The following is a 19,098-nucleotide window of genomic DNA, read 5'->3' on the forward strand; positions in this document are numbered from 1 at the left end:
AGGCAGCGATGACCGGACAGGCTGACAAGCTCCTTGAAGCTCTGCGCGCCTCCGTGAAGGAAACCGAGCGGCTGCGGCAGCGCAACCGCCAGCTCGTCTCGGCATCATCGGCGCCGTTGGCGATCGTGGGCCTGAGCTGCCGTTACCCGGGCGGGGTGACGACTCCCGAAGAACTGTGGGAGCTGCTGGCCGCGGGCGGCGACGCGATCTCCGGCTTCCCGACGGACCGGGGCTGGGACACCGAGGGCGTGTACGACCCGGACCCGGACAACCAGGGAACGTCCTATGTGCTCGAAGGCGCGTTCCTGAAGGACGCGGCGAGTTTTGACGCCGGGTTCTTCGGGATCAGCCCGCGTGAGGCGCTGGCGATGGACCCGCAGCAGCGGCTGCTGCTGGAGACGTCGTGGGAGGCGCTGGAGCGGGCCGGAATCGACCCGGCAGCTCTCCGGGGCTCGCAGACCGGTGTGTTCGTCGGCGTCGCCCCCTCGGACTACGTCGCACACCAGTCCCTGCAGAACATGGAGGGCCTCGACTGGCATCTGATGACCGGTGGTGCGGCCAGTGTGATGTCGGGCCGCGTCTCCTACCTGCTGGGGCTGCAGGGACCCGCGGTGTCCATCGACACGGCGTGCTCGTCGTCGCTGGTGGCACTGCACCTGGCCTGCCAGGCGGTCCGTTCCGGCGAGTGCTCGCTGGCCCTGGCCGGCGGCGTCACGGTCATGGCCTCTCCCATGGGGTTCATCGGATTCTCCCGGCAACGCGGTCTGGCCGAGGACGGGCGTTGCAAGGCCTTCTCGGCCGCGGCGGACGGCATGGGCATGGGCGAGGGCGCGGGCATGGTGGTCGTGGAGCGGCTGTCCGACGCGCTGCGCAACGGCCACAAGGTGCTGGCGCTCGTGCGCGGCAGCGCCGCGAACCAGGACGGCGCCTCCAACGGCATGACCGCCCCGAACGGCCCCTCGCAGCAGCGGGTCATCCGGGCGGCGCTGGCCGGCGCCCGCCTGTCGGCGGCCGATGTGGACGTGGTCGAGGCGCACGGCACCGGTACGACGCTGGGCGACCCGATCGAGGCCCAGGCGCTGCTCACCACCTACGGCCAGGACCGGCCCGAGGACCGGCCGCTGTGGCTCGGTTCGGTGAAGTCCAACATCGGACACGCCCAGCAGGCGGCCGGCGTGGCCGGCGTCATCAAGATGGTGCTCGCCCTCCAGCACGAGCAGCTGCCGCAGACACTGCACGCGGACGAGCCCTCGCCGCACGTCGACTGGACGGCCGGCGACGTCAAGCTGCTGACCGAACCGGTGCCGTGGCCGTCGGGTGAGCGCACACGCCGTGCAGGTGTGTCCTCGTTCGGCCTGAGCGGCACCAATGTGCACCTCATCCTGGAGGAAGCCCCCGCCGAGCGGGGCGAGTCCAAGGACACCGCGCCCGAGACCGGCGACACCGAGGCCGCCGACGGCGACACCCCGGCGACGCCTCCGGTGGTGTCCGGGGCGGACGCGTGGCTGGTGTCGGGCCGTACGGCCGCGGGCCTGTCGGCTCAGGCGGGTCGGTTGCGTGAGTGGGTGGGTGCGCGTCCGGAGCTTGAGTCCGCGGATGTGGCGTGGTCGCTGGCGGTGACGCGGTCGCTGTTCGAGCACCGGGCGGTCGTGGTCGCCGATGCCCGCGATGAGCTGGTGTCGGGTCTGGAGAGCCTTGCCACGGGTGTTCCCGCGGGTTCGGTGGTGTCGGGGGTGGCCCGGTCAGGTGGTCGGGTGGCGTTCGCCTTCGCGGGGCAGGGTTCGCAGTGGCTGGGTATGGGACGTGAACTCGCGCAGGCCAGCGCGGTGTTCGCGGAGCGGCTGGCGGAGTGTGAAGCGGCCCTGGCGCCGCTCGTGCCGTGGTCGCTGTCCGATGTCCTTGCCGGTGCGGAGGGTGCTCCCGCGCTGGAGGCGGCGGATGTGGTGCAGCCCGCGCTGTGGGCGGTGATGGTGTCGCTGGCCGCGGTGTGGGAGGCCGCGGGCGTGACCCCGGATGCGGTCGTCGGTCACTCGCAGGGTGAGATCGCCGCTGCGACGGTCGCGGGGATGCTCAGCGTCGAGGACGGCGCCCGTGTGGTGGCCTTGCGCTCGCAGTCGTTGAAGGTCCTTGCCGGTGCCGGCGGGATGATGTCGGTCACCCAGTCCGCCACGGCGGTCGAAGAGCGCATCGCACGCTGGGGCGAGCGTCTGTCGCTGGCGGCGGTGAACGGGCCTTCCGCGGTGGTGGTCTCCGGTGAGCCGGAGGCGTTGAAGGAGTTGCAGGCGGAGCTGGAGGCGGAGGGTGTCCGCGCCCGGATGGTCGCGGTGGATTACGCCTCGCACTCGGCTCAGGTGGACCGGCTGGAGGAGGAGATCGTCTCCGTCCTGGCGGGGATAGCCCCCCGGCAGGGCCGCATGCCGATGGTGTCGGCCATGTCCGGGGAGGTGCTGTCCGGTCCGGAGCTGGATGCCGCGTACTGGTACGCGAGCCTGCGGGCGCCGGTCCACTTCGACCGCGCGGTACGGACCCTGGCCGGTCAGGGGCACCAGGTGTTCGTCGAAGTCACCCCGCACCCGGTGCTGATGGGTGCGATGAACGACACCCTCGAAGAGGTCGCGCAGGGTTCCGGTCCCGACGCGGTGGCCGCTGCCGTGTGCGGGACGCTGCGGCGCGACGACGGCGGCGCGACGCGGATCCTCACGTCCCTCGCGGAGGCCTTCGTCCACGGTGTGGCGGTGGACTGGACCGCGGTGCTGCCGAGCGCCGATCGGGTCGAGCTGCCGACGTACGCCTTCCAGCACGAGCGGTACTGGCCGCCGGAGGCGGGCCCGGCCGTGGGCGGGGACGCCGTGTCGTTGGGCCTGGGAGCCGTGGACCATCCGCTGCTGGGTGCGGCGGTGGAGCTGGCCGGCGGCGCCGGGCTGGTGTGTACGGGCCGGCTGTCGGTGCGTTCGCATCCGTGGCTGGCCGATCACATGGTCGGTGGTGTGGTGCTGCTGCCGGGTACCGGTTTCGTTGAGCTGGCGGTGCGTGCGGGTGACCAGGTCGGGTGTGGTCTGCTGGAGGAGCTGACGCTGCAGGCGCCGCTGGTGCTGCCCGCCGACGGCGGTGTCCAGGTGCAGGTCGTGGTTGCTGCGGCCGACGGTGACGGGCGCCGGACGGTCGAGGTGTTCTCCCGTCCGGACGAACCGGGCACGCAGCAGGCGTGGATCCAGCACGCGGGCGGTGTGATCGCCCCCGCCGGGCCGGTCGGTACGGCGGACGAGGACCTGTCCGTCTGGCCGCCGCGCGACGCCAAGGCGGTGGACATCAGCGGCATGTACGAGGCCCTGGCGGCGGCGTCGTACACCTATGGTCCGGTGTTCCAGGGGCTGCGGGCGGTGTGGCGCCGCGGCCAGGACGTCTTCGCCGAGGTCGCCCTGCCCGAGACGGTGGCACAGGAAGCCGGGGTGTTCGGGCTGCACCCGGCACTCCTCGACGCCGTGCTCCAGGCCGGTGCTCTCGCCAGTGCACCCGGTGGGGCCGTGGAGGGTGAGCCGGGTCAGGTGCGGCTGCCGTTCGCGTGGACGGGTGTGGAGCTGCATGCCGGTGGTGCCTCGGTGCTGCGGGCGAAGCTGCGCCGCGATGGTCAGGGCAGCCTGACGGTGACGGCGGCGGATGCCACGGGTGCTCCGGTGGTGTCGGTGGCCTCGCTGATCACGCGCCCGGTGACGGCGGACCAACTCCAGCCTGCGGACAGCGGAATTGCCGACGCGCTCTTTGCGGTGGACTGGGCTTCCGTCGCCGAGGCGCCGGTCCCGGTGGGGGAGTGGGCGCTGGTCGGTGCCGACCGCTTGGGTCTGGTCGAGGCTCTGGACGTGGCCGGGGTGCCGGTGCGTTCCTTCGCCGGCCTGGCGGAGGTTGCGGTCGCTGCCGAGGCGGGCGAGTTGGACCCGCGGGTGGTTCTGGTCTGCGCCGGTGGTGAGGGTTCCGGTGGTGATGTGGCGGAGGCCGCTCGGCGGGCGGTCGGCGAGGCCCTGGGCCTGGCCCAGGAGTGGCTGGCTGAGGAGCGTCTGGAATCGGCCCAGTTGATGGTTGTCACCCGGGGTGGTGTGGCCGCCTCGGCGGGCGAGGGTGTGGCCGATCTGGCGGCGGCCGCGGTGTGGGGTCTGCTGCGTTCGGCGCAGTCGGAGAACCCGGGCCGGCTGCTCCTGGCCGACCTGCCGGCCGGCGACACGGGTGCCCAGGCCTCGGTACTGCCGTCCGTGGTGGGCAGCGGGGAGCCGGAGCTGGCCGTCCGCGGCAAGGTGGCTTATGGGCGGCGTCTGACGCGTCCGTCGGGTGAGCTGGTGGTGCCTGAGGGGTTGTGGCGGCTGGAGCCGGATGCGGGCGGGTCGTTGGAGGGTCTGGCGTTGGTGGAGGCGCCGGGGGCCGGTGGTCCGTTGGCGGCGGGGCAGGTGCGGGTGGCGGTCCGGGCGGCCGGGCTGAACTTCCGGGATGTGCTGATCGCGCTGGACATGTATCCGGGTGGCGGTCTGATGGGCAGTGAGGTCGCCGGTACGGTGATCGAGGCCGGTCCGGATGTGAGTGGTCTGGCGGTCGGTGACCGGGTGATGGGTGTTGCCGCGGGCGGGTTCGGGCCGGTGGTCGTCACCGACGCACGCCAGGTGGTGCGCATCCCGGACGGCTGGTCGTTCGCGGACGCGGCCTCCGTGCCCGTGGCTTTCATGACGGCCTGGTACGCACTCGTGGACCTCGCCGGTGCGCGTGCCGGTCAGAAGGTGCTGGTCCATGCTGCTGCCGGTGGTGTGGGTATGGCTGCGGTGCAGATTGCGCGGCATCTGGGTCTGGAGGTGTTCGCGACGGCGAGTGCGGCCAAGTGGCCGGTGCTGGCCGGGATGGGGCTGGACGAGGCGCACATCTCGTCGTCGCGTGGTGCCGGGTTCGAGGCGGAGTTCCTGGCCGCCACGGGCGGTGCGGGTGTGGACATCGTGGTGAACTCGCTGGCCGGTGGGCTGACCGATGCCTCACTGCGGCTGCTGCCGAACGGCGGCGCCTTCATCGAGATGGGCAAGACGGATCCGCGCGATCCGGACATCCTGGCCGCGGAGCACCCGGGCGTCACCTACCGGCCGTTCGATCTCGGTGAGGCCGGGGCCGGGCGGTTGGGGGAGATGCTCGGGCGGATCGTGGAGCTGATGGCGGCCGGTGGGCTGTCGCGGCTTCCGGTGCGGGCGTGGGACGTGCGGCGGGCGCGGGAGGCGTTCCGTTTCATGTCGCAGGCCCGGCACACGGGCAAGCTGGTCCTGACGGTTCCCGCCGTTCCCGCCGTTCCTTCTGTTCCTTCTGTTCCTGTCGTCTCCGGGCCGGTCGGTTCGGGGCCGGTGGGGCGGTCGGCGCTGGTGACGGGTGGTACGGGCACGCTGGGTGGTCTGGTGGCCCGGCACCTGGCCGAGACGGGCCGTGCCGACGGGCTGGTGCTGACCGGCCGTTCGGGTCCGGCTGCGCCGAACGTGGCTGCTCTGGCAGCCGAGTTGGCGACGCTTGGCGCGTGGGTGCGGATCGTCGCCTGCGACGCCGCGGACCGCGACGCGCTCGCCACGGTCATGACGGCCGTCCCTGCCGAGGCCCCGCTGACGACGGTCGTACACACCGCGGGTGTCCTGGACGACGGGACGATCGCGTCGCTGACGCCGGAGCGGGTGGCGACGGTGATGCGGCCCAAGGCCGACGGCGCCTGGAACCTGCACGAGCTGACCCGGCACCTGGACCTGGAGCACTTCGTACTCTTCTCCTCGGCCGCGTCCGCATTCGGCGCGCCCGGCCAGGGTAACTACGTGGCGGCCAACGCGTTCCTCGACGCGCTGGCGGCCGAGCGTCGTGCGGCCGGTCTGCCGGGCACGTCGCTGGCCTGGGGCCTGTGGGCCGAGGTCAGCGCCCTGACCGGGCAGCTCACCGATTCCGAGCGGGACCGGCTGTCCCGTGGCGGCGTCAGGGCGCTGAGCGCCGCCGAAGGCCTCGCTCTTCTGGACCTCGCGCTGACGCGCGACGAGGCGGTGCTGGTCCCGGCCCGGTTCGATCTGGCGGGGTTGCGGGCCCAGGCGGCTCGCAGCACGGAGATCCCGTCGCTGTGGCGGGCGTTGGTCAGCGGCGGTCCGGGCCGACGCACGGCCGCCTCGGCCGGTGGCGGTGCCGACTCGCTCCAGCAGCAGCTGGCCGGGCTGTCGGCGCAGGAGCGGGAGCGGAAGCTCACCGACCTGGTCCGCACCCATGTGGCCGCGGTCCTCGGACACGCCTCCCCCGACGCGATCGAACCGACCCGGGCCTTCACCGACCTGGGCTTCGACTCGCTCACCGCGGTGGAACTGCGCAACCGTCTCAACGGCGTGACCGGACTGCGCCTGCCGGCCACCCTCGTCTTCGACTACCCCAACCCCGTCGCGCTCGCCAGGCACCTCCGGGCCCGGCTCGTGGGCGACGGCGAGCAGGCCGTGGAGCTCCCGCCGGTCCGCACGGCGGAGGCGGTCTCCGACGAGCCGATCGCGATCGTCGGGATGGCCTGCCGGTTCCCCGGCGACGTGAACGACCCCGACACGTTCTGGCAGCTGCTCGCCACCGGAACGGACGCGATCTCCGGCTTCCCGGCCGATCGGGGCTGGGAAGCGGAGGGCCTCTACGACCCGGACCCCGACCACACGGGTGCCTTCCACGACCAGGCCGGTGGATTCGTCGCGGATGCCGGCGGGTTCGACCCCGGATTCTTCGGGATCAGCCCGCGTGAGGCGCTGGCGATGGACCCGCAGCAGCGGCTGCTGCTGGAGGTGTCGTGGGAGGCGCTGGAGCGGTCCGGTATCGACCCGGGCGCGCTGCGCGGCACCCAGACCGGTGTCTTCGTGGGCGGTTTCGCCTCGGGATACGCGCTCGGCGTCGCCAGCGGCAGCGAGGGCTCCGAAGGGCATCTGACGACAGGCTTCGCGACGAGTGTGATGTCGGGCCGGGTGTCGTACGCGCTGGGTCTCGAAGGTCCCGCGGTGACGGTGGACACGGCCTGCTCGTCGTCCCTGGTCGCCCTGCACCTGGCCACCCAGGCGATCCGTGCCGGGGAGTGCTCGATGGCGCTGGCCGGCGGGGCCACGGTCATCGCAAGCCCCGACGGGTTCGTGGGGATGAGCCAGCAGGGCGGCCTGGCGGCCGACGGACGCTGCAAGGCGTTCTCGGCCGAAGCGGACGGTATGGGCTTCGCCGAGGGCACCGGCATGGTGGTCGTGGAGCGGCTGTCCGACGCGCTGCGCAACGGGCACAAGGTGCTGGCGGTGGTGCGCGGGTCGGCGGTGAACCAGGACGGCGCGTCCAACGGTCTGACGGCCCCGAACGGCCCCTCGCAGCAGCGGGTGATCCGGGCGGCCCTGGCCAACGCCCGCCTGTCGGCCGCCGATGTGGACGTGGTCGAGGCGCACGGTACCGGTACGACGCTCGGCGACCCGATCGAGGCCCAGGCGCTGCTGGCGACCTACGGCCAGGACCGGCCCGAGGACCGGCCACTGCTGCTGGGCTCGGTGAAGTCCAACATCGGCCACACCCAGGCCGCCGCCGGGGTCGCGGGCGTGATCAAGATGGTGCTGGCGTTGCAGCACGGCGAGTTGCCCCGGACCCTGCACGTCGACGAGCCTTCGCCGCACGTCGACTGGACGGCCGGCGACGTGCGGCTGCTGGGCGAACCGGTGCCGTGGCCGGCCGGTGGGCGCACACGCCGTGCAGGCGTGTCCTCGTTCGGTATCAGCGGCACCAATGTCCACCTGCTCCTGGAGGAAGCCCCGCCGGAGGAAGCCGCGTTGGAGACCGCCGACGCCGAACCCGCCGACAGGATCGGCGAGTCGACAGATGCCCCCACGGTGGTCGAGGCCGACGGTGTGAGGGCGTGGCTGGTGTCGGGCCGTTCCGCCACCGGTCTGACGGGGCAGGCGGACCGGTTGCGCGAGTGGGTGGGTGCGCGTCCGGAGCTTGAGTCCGCGGATGTGGCGTGGTCGCTGGCGGTGACGCGCTCGGCGTTCGAGCACCGGGCGGTTGTGGTCGCCGATGCCCGCGGTGAGCTGGTGTCGGGTCTGGAGAGTCTGGCGGCGGGTGTTCCTGCGGGTTCGGTGGTGTCGGGGGTGGCCCGGTCCGGTGGTCGGGTGGCGTTCGCCTTCGCGGGGCAGGGTTCGCAGTGGCTGGGCATGGGCCAGGAGCTGGCCCGGGTCAGTCCGGTGTTCGCGGCACGGCTGGCGGAGTGCGAGAAGGCGCTCGCTCCGTATGTGGACTGGTCGCTGTCCGATGTCCTGGCCGGAGCGCCGGGTGCTCCCGCGCTGGAGGCGGCGGATGTCGTCCAGCCGGTGCTGTGGGCGGTGATGGTGTCGCTTGCGGCGGTGTGGGAGGCCGCGGGCGTGACCCCCGATGCGGTGGTCGGCCATTCGCAGGGTGAGATCGCGGCGGCGACGGTGGCGGGGATGCTGTCCTTGGAGGACGGCGCCCGGGTCGTGGCCCTGCGCTCGCGGTCGTTGAAGGTGTTGGCCGGTGCCGGCGGGATGATGTCGGTCACCCAGTCCGCGGCAGCCGTCGAGGAGCGCCTCCCGCGCTGGGGTGAGCGTCTGTCGCTGGCGGCGGTGAACGGACCGGCGGCCGTGGTGGTTTCCGGTGAACCGGAGGCGTTGAAGGAGTTGCAGGCGGAGCTGGAGGCCGAGGGTGTCCGGGCGCGGATGGTCGCGGTGGACTACGCCTCGCACTGTGCCCAGGTGGACCGGCTGGAGGAGGAGATCGTCTCCGTCCTGGCGGGGATAGCCCCGCGGCAGGGCCGGGTGCCGATGGTGTCGGCGATGACCGGGGAGGTGCTGTCCGGTCCGGAGCTGGATGCCGCGTACTGGTACGCGAGCCTGCGGGCGCCGGTCCACTTCGACCGTGCGGTGCGGTTCCTGGCCGGTCAGGGTCACCAGGTGTTCGTCGAAGTCACCCCGCACCCCGTGCTGATGGGTGCGATGAACGACACCCTCGAAGAGGTCGCCGAAGAAGCCGGTCCCGGTGTCGTTCCGGGCGCCGTGTGCGGGACGCTGCGGCGTGATGACGGTGGTGCACAGCGCCTGCTGACCTCGCTGGCCGAGGCGTTCGTGAACGGTGTGGCGGTGGACTGGGCGGTCGTACTGCCGTCCGCTGGCCGGGTCGAGCTGCCGACGTACGCCTTCCAGCACGAGTGGTACTGGCCGCGTCCGGCCACACCGGCCCTCGGCGGGGACGCGGTGTCGCTGGGTCTGGGTGCGGTGGACCATCCGCTGCTGGGTGCGGCGGTGGAGCTGGCCGGCGGCAGCGGGGTGGTGTGTACGGGCCGGCTGTCGGTGCGTTCGCATCCGTGGCTGGCCGATCACATGGTCGGTGGTGTGGTGCTGCTGCCGGGTACCGGTTTCGTGGAGCTGGCGGTACGTGCGGGTGACCAGGTCGGCTGCGGTCTGCTGGAGGAACTGACGCTGCAGGCACCGCTGGTGCTGCCCGCCGACGGCGGTGTCCAGGTGCAGGTCGTGGTTGCTGCGGCCGACGGTGACGGGCGCCGGACGGTCGAGGTGTTCTCCCGTCCCGACGGCACCCGGCAGGAATGGGTCCAGCACGCCGGTGGTGTGGTGGCCCCGGCCGGCGCGCCGGTCCAGGCGGAGGAGGATCTCTCGGTGTGGCCGCCGCGGGAGGCGACGGCGGTGGACATCGACGGCATGTACGAGGCCCTGGCCGCCGCGTCGTACGGCTACGGTCCGGCGTTCCAGGGCCTGCGGGCGGTGTGGCGCCGCGGCGAGGACGTGTTCGCCGAGGTCGCGCTGCCCGAGGCCGCCGCGCAGGATGCGGGGACGTTCGGACTGCATCCGGCGCTGCTCGACGCGGTGCTCCAGGCCGGTGCTCTCGCCGGTGCACCCGGTGGGGCCGAGGAGGGTGAGCCGGGTCAGGTGCGGCTGCCGTTCGCGTGGACGGGTGTGGAACTGCACGCCGGTGGGGCCTCGGTGCTGCGGGCGAAGCTGCGCCGTGACGGTCAGGGCAGTCTGACGGTGACGGCGGCGGATGCCACGGGTGCTCCGGTGGTGTCGGTGGCCTCGTTGATCACCCGCCGGGTGACGGCGGACCAGCTCCAGGCCGCCGATGGTGCAGTGGCGGAGGCGCTGTTCGCGGTCGAGTGGGCCCCGATCGCCGAGGCGCCGGTCCCGGCCGGTGCCTGGGCCGTGGTCGGTGCGGACCGGTTCGGTGTGGCCGACGGGCTGAACGTGGCCGGGGTGCCGGTGCGTTCCTTCGCCGAGCTGGCGGAGGTTGCGGTCGCTGCCGAGGCGGGCGAGTTGGACCCGCGGGTGGTGCTGGTCTGCGCCGGTGGTGAGGGTTCCGGTGGTGATGTGGCGGAGGCCGCTCGGCGGGCGGTCGGCGAGGCTCTGGGTCTGGCCCAGGAGTGGCTGAGCGAAGAGCGTCTGGAATCGGCCCAGTTGATGGTTGTCACCCGGGGTGGTGTGGCGGCGTCGGCGGGTGAGGGTGTGGCCGATCTGGCGGCGGCCGCGGTGTGGGGTCTGCTGCGTTCGGCGCAGTCGGAGAACCCGGGCCGGCTGGTCCTGGTCGATCTGCCGGTCGGCGACACGGGTGCCCAGGCCTCGGTACTGCCGTCCGTGGTGGGCAGCGGAGAGCCGGAGCTGGCCGTCCGCGGCAAGGTCGCCTACGGACGGCGCCTGACCCGTCCGGCCCGTCCTGCGACGGCAGTTGAACAGCCGTCGGGCCCGCGGCAGGCACGGTCGGCTCTGGTCACCGGCGGCACGGGCACCCTGGGCGGACTGGTGGCCCGGCACCTGGTGACCACCGGGCGGGCCGACGGCCTGGTGCTGACCAGCCGTACGGGTCCGGCCGCCGCCGGGGTGGCCGTACTGGCCGCCGAGTTGGCGGAACTGGGCGCGTCGGTCGACGTGGTCGCCTGTGATGTCGCGGACCGGGACGCCCTGGCCGCGCTCCTCGGGACGATCCCGGCCGAGCGGCCCCTCGGATCCGTCGTCCACGCCGCCGGCGTCCTCGACGACGGGGTGATCGCGAAGCTGACCCCGGAGCGGGTGGCGGCGGTGATGCGGCCGAAGGCCGACGCCGCCTGGCATCTGCACGAACTCACCCGGGACATGGGCCTGGAGCACTTCGTCCTGTTCTCCTCGGCGGCGGCGACGTTCGGTGTACCCGGCCAGGGCAACTACGTGGCGGCCAACGCGTTCCTCGACGCGCTGGCGGCCGAGCGCCGTGCGGCCGGTCTGCCGGGGACGTCGCTGGCCTGGGGCCTGTGGGCCGAGGTCAGCGCCCTGACCGGGCAGCTCTCCGACGCCGAACGGGACCGGATGACCCGGAGCGGGACCACCGCGTTGAGCGCGTCCGAGGGCCTGGCCCTGCTGGACCTGGCGCTGGCCCGCGACGAGGCGGTGCTGGTCCCGGCCCGGCTGGACCTGGCGGGGCTGCGGGCCCAGGCGGCCCGCGGGGCCGGGATACCGGCGCTGTGGCGGGCGCTGGCCGGGGGACCGGCCCGGCGGACCGCCGCCTCCGGCGAGGCGGGCGCGGACTCGCTGCGCCAGCAGCTCGCCGCGCTGCCCGCCGCGGACGGCGACCAGTTGCTGCTGAACCTGGTGCGCGCACACGTCGCCGCGGTGCTGGGCCACGCCTCCGCCGACGCCATCGAGCCGGGCCGGGCCTTCACCGACCTCGGCTTCGACTCGCTCACCGCCGTCCAGCTGCGCAACCGGGTCAGCACGGCCACGGGGCTGCGGCTGCCCGCCACCCTCGTCTTCGACTACCCCAACCCGATCGCGCTCGCCGCGCACCTGCGCGGCCGGCTCGGCGGGGTGCCCGCCGAGGGCGCGGCCGTTCCGGTCGCCGTCGGGGCCGCGGCCCACGACGAGCCGATCGCGATCGTGGGGATGAGCTGCCGGTTCCCGGGCGGCGTGAGCGGTCCCGAGGACCTCTGGAACATGCTCGCCGACGGACAGGACGCGATCTCCGGGTTCCCCGCCGATCGCGGCTGGGACCTGGAGGCCCTGTACGACGCGGACGCCGCTCACACGGGGACCTCGTACACGCAGGCGGGCGGGTTCGTCGCGGACGCCAGCGAGTTCGACGCCGGGTTCTTCGGGATCAGCCCGCGCGAGGCGCTGGCCATGGACCCGCAGCAGCGGCTGCTGCTGGAGCTGTCCTGGGAGGCCTTCGAGAGGGCCGGGATCGACCCCGTCTCGCTGCGCGGCAGCCAGACCGGCGCGTTCGTGGGCGGATACACGTCCGGGTACGAGATGAGCGTGCTCGCGGAGGGCGGTTCCGAGGTCGAGGGACACCTGATGACCGGGATCGCGACCAGCATCCTGTCCGGCCGTCTCGCATACACGTTCGGTCTGGAGGGGCCGACGATGACGGTCGACACGGCCTGTTCGTCGGCGCTGGTGGCCCTGCACCTGGCAGCGCAGGCACTGCGGTCCGGCGAGTGCTCGATGGCGCTGGCCGGCGGTGTGACGATCATGGCCACCCCCGGGACGTTCGTCGAGTTCTCCCGGCAGCGCGGGCTCGCGCCGAACGGAAGGTGCAAGGCGTTCGCCGCCTCGGCGGACGGCACCGGCTTCGCCGAGGGCGCGGGCATGCTCGTGGTGGAGCGGCTGTCCGACGCACAACGCAACGGCCACCATGTCCTGGCCGTGCTGCGCGGCAGCGCGATCAACCAGGACGGCGCGTCGAACGGTCTGACCGCGCCGAACGGCCCCTCGCAGCAGCGGGTGATCCGCGCCGCGCTGGCGAACGCCGGGGTCCGCGCGGACGAGGTCGACGTGGTCGAGGCGCACGGTACGGGTACGACGCTGGGCGACCCGATCGAGGCGCAGGCGCTGCTGGCCACGTACGGTCAGGGGCGGCCGGAGGACCGGCCGTTGTGGCTGGGCTCGGTGAAGTCGAACATCGGGCACACCCAGGCGGCCGCCGGTGTGGCGGGGGTCATCAAGATGGTCCTCGCCCTGCAGCACGGCCGGCTGCCGGCGACGCTGCACGTGGACGAACCCACGCCGCACGTGGACTGGTCGGCCGGCGAAGTGCGGCTGGCGACCGAGCCGGTGCCGTGGCCGGCCGGCGGTCGGCCACGGCGGGCGGGCGTGTCCTCCTTCGGGATCAGCGGCACCAACGCGCACGTCATCGTGGAAGAGGCCCCGGTGACCGCGGCGGCAGAGGCTCCCGCGGGGCCGCCGGCCGCCCCGGCGGCAGTGCCGTGGGTGCTGTCCGGGCGGACCCCCGAGGCGCTGCGGGCCCAGGCCGGGCGGCTGCGGGAACTCCTCGTCGACCGGCCGGACGTGGACCCGGCGGACGTGGCGTTCTCGCTGGCCACGACGCGCACGGTGTTCGACCGCCGGGCGGTCGTGCTCGGCGAGGACCGGGACGGCCTGCTCGCCGGGCTGGCCCTGGTCGCCGCGGACGTCCAGACCGGGGACGTGCTGACCGGCACCGCGGGGGCGGACCAGAAGGCGGTCTTCGTCTTCCCGGGCACCCCCGGCGACGGGTCCGGCTGGCTCGGCTCCGCCGCGGAACTGCTGGACCAGGCACCCGTGTTCGCCGCCCGGATGGCCGAGTGCGAACAGGCCCTGGCCCCGTACGTGGACTGGAAGCTCACCGAGGTGGTGCGCGAAGCGACGGACGGTCCGGAGCCCGACCGCCCCGACGTCCTCCAGCCGGTCCTGTGGGCGGTGATGGTGTCGCTCGCCGCGCTGTGGCGCTCGGCGGGCGTGCACCCGGCGGCGGTCGCCGGCCACGCCGTGGGCGAGATCGCGGCCGCGCAGGTGGCCGGCGCGCTGTCGCCGGCCGACGCGGCCAGGATCGTGGCGCTGACCGGCCGGACGCCGGCCGGGACCGGGCCGAGCCGCGAGGAACTGGCCTCGATCCGGCCGCAGTCGGGAACGGTCCCGCTGTTCTCCACCCGGGACGCGGCCTGGATCGACGGCGCGGACCTGGACGCCGGCCACTGGTGCCGCGGCCCGCGGGACACGATGCCGGTGCAGGAACTGGTGGACGCCCTGCCCGAGGGCGGGTTCGGGGTGTACATCGAGGTCGGCCCGGAACCGGTACTGACCGCGGCCCTCGTGGGAGCGCTGGACGCCCAGGCCCGGCCGAACGGGTCCCCGGCCACGGTCACCGGCACACTGCGCCGCGGAGAGGCCGGTCTGCGGCCGTTCCTGGCCGCGCTGGCCGCCGTGCACGTCGGCGGGCCCGCGGTGGACTGGGCCGCGGTGCTGGGCGGCGGGCGCCAGGTCGACCTGCCCACCTACGCGTTCCAGCGGCAGCGGTACTGGCCGGCGGCGCCGGCCCCGAAGCCGGAGACGGCACCGGCCGCGGACGGCACGGCATCCCCGGGCGAACGGCAGTTCTGGACCGCCCTGGAACAAGGGGACATGGCCGCCCTGGCCGGAATGCTGGGTCTGGCCGAGCCGCTGCGGGAGGACATGCCGCTGGGCACGGTGCTGACGGAGCTCTCCGCATGGCGCCGGCGGGAACGCGAGCAGGCGCCGCTCGGCGACCTGCCGGGCGCCGACGGCGAGTCCGCGGCCGGTCCCGAGGCCCTGGGGTGGGTACAGCAGCTGGCCGGTCTCGCCCGGCCCGAGCAGCGGGAGCTGATGCTCGAACTGGTCCGCCAGGAGATCGCCGACATGCTCGGCTACCCGTCCGTCGACTCGGTCCACCCCGTCGGCGACGTCTTTGAGATGGGAATGACGTCTATGTCCGCTGTTCAACTGCGGGAAAGGATAAACGAGCAGACTGGGCTTAAACTGCCGGAGGGATTCGTCTACGACCTCTATATGCCGGAAGCCATCGCGGACTTCCTGCTGAACGAGCTGTCGACAGCGTCCTAGGAAGGCACCCCGGGGGATATGCAAGGGTTCCCCCGGAAGTCCGGATCATGCTAGCGTCCAACCGGTTTCGGTGGACTGTGATTACCCGCCCGACTCCGATGATTGGGATGAACAAGTGCCGAACGAAGGATCGTGGAGCGTCATCTCAGCTCCCACGTCGAACCGTCTTGTTCTCTGTGTCGATTTCCCTGCCGTCGGGCGGCGTGAGGCGGGGTTCGAGGACCTCGTGGCCACCATGGGATCAGCCTGGTCCGACTACGGGTTCGTACAGACCAGGCTCCCTTCCCTGAGCCCGTCCCAGCGTCCGGCCGGCGACTTCTACACCGAGCACTGGATGCGGGACGGGGACTGGGAGAAGTACGAGGTGGTGGCCGTGCTCGGCTACTGTCTCGGCGGCGTCTACGCGGCGGAGATCGCACAGCGCCTGACCCGGTCGCAGGGCACCGCGCCCAAGGTGATCCTCTTCGACGGGCAGGTCACCGACATCCAGCTGCTCGCCGCCGAAATCAACAAGATGGTCGGCCTGGCCGGTCCGGTCTTCTCCGAGGAAGAGGGGGAACGGGCCCGCGAGAGGGCCGCCGAGATCGTCGAAACCCCCTCGATCGGCCTGGCCGACGCCGCCATCGAGATCGTCGGACTCTATCGTGAGATAGCGGCCACCGCGTTCAAGCGGATCGGACTCGCCGATGCCCGCAGGGACGAGGTCGTCCAGCTTTTCGAGACGTATATGGCGTGGCTTTCCGCAGCCGTGGATATCGACCCCGGGCCGGTCTGGAAGCATTCCCTCGCCATTACCTCATCGGATTACGCCACCCTGGAGAAGAACGGGGCGGCAACAGCCGTCAACGCCAGCAAGATGCTCGGCCGGAGGATCCCGCTGGAGGTCAGCCACGCCGACCTCTTGCGCGCCGACGCCACGGTTCGCACCCTGCTCGACCACGCCGAATTCTGATCGTGATGAACCCTGACTTGGGCGGGCCCGTCCGGTCCCCGGGACCGGCCACCGCGAGAACAGCGACCACCAGCAAAGAAAAGGCCCTGTGGCTGATGGAGGAGTTGGTCCCGGAGACCGGGATCAACAACCTGGGCCTCGCCCTCCAGGTGAGCGGCCGGCTCCGGCCGGACGTGCTGAAGGCGGCCCTGGCCATCGTGCTCAGCCGCTACGACGTACTGCGGACGGTGTTCCACGCGACCGGTGCGGAACTGCTCAAGGAGGTCGTCCCCGCAGGCGCGTTCAGGACGGAGATCGAGCCCCTCGACCTGTCGGGTGAATCGCTGGAGAAGGACCTGACCGCGTTCGTCGACCGGCCCTTCAGGCTCGACGGCCGCCCCCTGGTCAGAGTCGGGCTCGCCGCCCACCCGGACGGCGACGTCCTCTGCGTGGGCGTGCACCACCTGACCTTCGACATGATCTCCGCCGCCCTGTTCCTGCGGACGTTCATCCCCGTCTACGACGCGATCGCGGCCGGCCGGCCCGTACCGGCACAGGCCACCGCACAGACCCCGGCACTCGCCGAACCCGAGCCGCAGCCCGCCGATCTGGCCTACTGGCGCGAGACCCTGCAGGGATTCACGCCGGGCGCCCTCGACCTGTGGTGCAGCAGACCGCGCAGCCGCCAGCCGCTGATGACCGGTGAGATAGCGCGCCACACACTCTCCCCCGAGGCGCAGCACGCCGTGCTGCAGTTGCAGCGCGTCGCCAGAACCCCGCTCGCCGCCGTGATGCTGGCCGCCTACACCGCCCTTCTCGCGTCGCACGGCGCCGGCCCCGACATCGTCGTAGGCTCCCCGGTCGACGTCCGCGGGACGAACACCTCCGCCATCGGATACCACGTCAACGTCGTCCCGGTCCGGATCCGGGTCGACCTGGCCGAGGGCTTCCGCGTGCTCGCGCGCCGCGCCCGGGACGCCTTCCTCGGTGCGATGGCGCACGCCAACACCTCCGTCGACGAGCTGACCGGGGAACTCCCCGAGGTCGGCTCGTCCTGGCAGACCGCGCTCTTCCGGCATCTGTTCAACTTCCTGCCCGGGGCGGCCGTGGACGAGCTGTCGCTCGACGGCATGCCGGCCCGGCTGCTGACGGTCGAGAACCCCTACAGCAAGTTCGACCTCGAACTGGTCGGCTCGCCCTCCGAGGCGGAGATATCGTTCCGGTACTCCTCCGAGACCCTGGCCCGCGCCGATGTCGAGGCGCTGCTGCGCCGCTTCGACGCCCTGCTGGTCGCGGCCGCACACGACCCGGACCGGCCGCTCGGCGAGACGGCGGGCTGGAGCGAGACCGACCGCCGCACAGTCGACGGGGCCAACGACACCGCGGCCCCGGCCGAACAGCCCACGGTCCCGGCCCTGTTCCGGTCATGGGTGGAGAGCACACCGCAGGCCCGGGCCGTGGCCGACGGCGAACACAGCGCCACCTACCGGCAGGTGGACGAGACCGCGTCCGCGATCCGCGCCCTGCTGGCCGGCGCCGGCATCGGCGCGGGCGACGTGGTGGCACTGGCCGTGCCCCGTCGCGAGGCGGCCGCGGCCGTCCTCGGTGTGTGGCGGGCCGGCGCCGTCTGCCTGCCGCTGGACTCCGGGCACGCCCCGTCCTGGCTGGTCCGGCAGCTCACCCGCTCCCGGGCCAGGGCCGTCCTCACCGGGACCGGCGTGCTACTGCCCGCCGACGCGGAACTGCCCCCCGTCCTGCCTCTGGACACCGCCCCGGCGCCCGCTCCCGCCGCGCCGGACGACTCCGTCGAACCCTCGGCGCCCGCCTGCCTGATCCACACCTGCGACGACGACGGACAGCCGGTCGCCACCGTCCTGAGCCACGCGGGAATCGCCGACACGGTCCGCCACTTCGCCGCCGAACTCTCCCTCCGGCCCGGCACGGGCGTCCTGACGCTCGCCGCGCCCGCCACGGTCGGTTCGCTCCTCGACCTGTGCCTGGCGCTGAGCGCGGGTGGCCGGGCCGTGATCGCCCCCGAGGAGGCCCGCGCGGGCGGACCCGCCCTCCGCGAGGCCGCCGACCGCCATGACGCGACCGTGGTCACCGTCCCGCCCGGCACCCCGGCCCGCATCCTGGAAGACCTGGCCGGCCGGCTGCAGGGCCTGACCGTCCTCGCCCAGGGCGAGGAGATGTCCCGCGCGACCGCACAGCGGCTCCTCGCCGCCGGCTGCCGGCTGCACTGCGCCTACGGCACCCCGGAGACCACCGGCTGGGCCGTGTCGGGCCGGGTGGACGCCCCCGACGCCGTGACCCGGGGACGGCCCGTCACCGGCACGCAGGCCTTCGTCGCCGCGCCCGACGGCCGGGAACTGCCCGTCGGCCTGCGCGGAGAGCTCCGCATCGCCGGGACCGGGCCGGCCCTCGGCGGCCCGGACGACCCCGCGTTCCCGACGCACGAGCGCTACGGACGCCACCACCGCACCGGGGAACTCGCCCGCTGGCGACCCGACGGAACCATCGAGTGGCTCGGCCCGATCAGCCGTCAGGTCGTCACCGGCGACGGCCCGGTCCGCCTCGGCGACATCGAGGCGGTCCTGCTCGACCACCACGCCGTGACCGCGGCCGCGGCCCTCGCCGTGACACAGCCCGACGCCGAACCCGTCGTCCTCGCCTTCGCCGAAACGGCCGAGTCAGCCGAGACGACCGGGACCGCCGAGTCAGCAGGGACGACCGGGTCCGCCGGGACGGCCAAGACGGCCGAGTCAGTTGGGACGACCGGGACCGCCGGGACGGCCGAGTCAGCCGAGACGACCGGGACCGCCGACGGCGCCGACGGACTCGGCCGGCGCCTGCTGGCCCACGCACGGGCCGGCCTCGCCACACCCGCCGTCCTGCGACAGGTCGTCCCCCTGGACGCACTGCCCAGGACCCCCGACGGCCGTACCGACCGGGACGCCCTCGCACGGCTCGCCGAGAAGGCACTCGAACAGGACCCCGGCCGGCAGGACCCCGCAGCGGACGACGCACTCGTCCGCGACCTCGTCGAGATGTGGGGGCAGCTCCTGGGCACCGAGGCGACCGCCCACACCAACTTCTTCGAAGCGGGCGGTCACTCACTGCTCGCCGCCGTGCTGGCACAGAAGATCGAAGAACTCACCGGCACGTCCCTCGGGCTCACCGAGGTGTTCGAGCATCCGACTCCCGCAGCGCTCGCCGCGAGGGTGCGCGCGTGACATGCGAGGCAGGGCAGGCCGCGTCGCCATGACGGGGCCTGCCGTCAGGAAACGGCTCACGTAACCG

Annotated in this window: 3 protein-coding genes; all 3 read left to right on the top strand. The window is 73.2% G+C overall.

Annotation, left to right across the window (positions count from 1 at the left end; translation table 11 throughout):
- The first annotated feature begins 8 nt into the window (after positions 1-8).
- The 3 genes from ACZ7P3_RS41055 to ACZ7P3_RS41065 all read left to right on the top strand — a co-directional run bounded on the left by ACZ7P3_RS41055 (position 9) and on the right by ACZ7P3_RS41065 (position 19,031).
- Positions 9-14,867, top strand: a complete 14,859-nt coding sequence (locus ACZ7P3_RS41055) for an SDR family NAD(P)-dependent oxidoreductase (RefSeq protein WP_472089777.1) — start codon at positions 9-11, stop codon at positions 14,865-14,867.
- Positions 14,868-15,102: 235 nt separating this feature from the next.
- Positions 15,103-15,819, top strand: coding sequence for a hypothetical protein (locus ACZ7P3_RS41060; protein ID WP_472089778.1), 717 nt, complete (start codon positions 15,103-15,105; stop codon positions 15,817-15,819).
- A 5-nt stretch (positions 15,820-15,824) separates the two neighbouring features.
- A complete protein-coding gene (locus tag ACZ7P3_RS41065) occupies positions 15,825-19,031 on the top strand; it encodes a condensation domain-containing protein (RefSeq protein ID WP_472089779.1) in 3,207 nt (1,068 codons plus the stop codon).
- Positions 19,032-19,098 lie beyond the last annotated feature (67 nt).

The organism is Streptomyces sp. NPDC107581 (assembly GCF_055657175.1).

Coding starts and splice junctions, on each gene's coding strand:
- ACZ7P3_RS41055 (WP_472089777.1), top strand. CDS start 9: ATGACCGGACAGGCTGACAAGCTCCTTGAAGCTCTGCGCGCCTCCGTG.
- ACZ7P3_RS41065 (WP_472089779.1), top strand. CDS start 15,825: ATGAACCCTGACTTGGGCGGGCCCGTCCGGTCCCCGGGACCGGCCACC.
- ACZ7P3_RS41060 (WP_472089778.1), top strand. CDS start 15,103: ATGGGATCAGCCTGGTCCGACTACGGGTTCGTACAGACCAGGCTCCCT.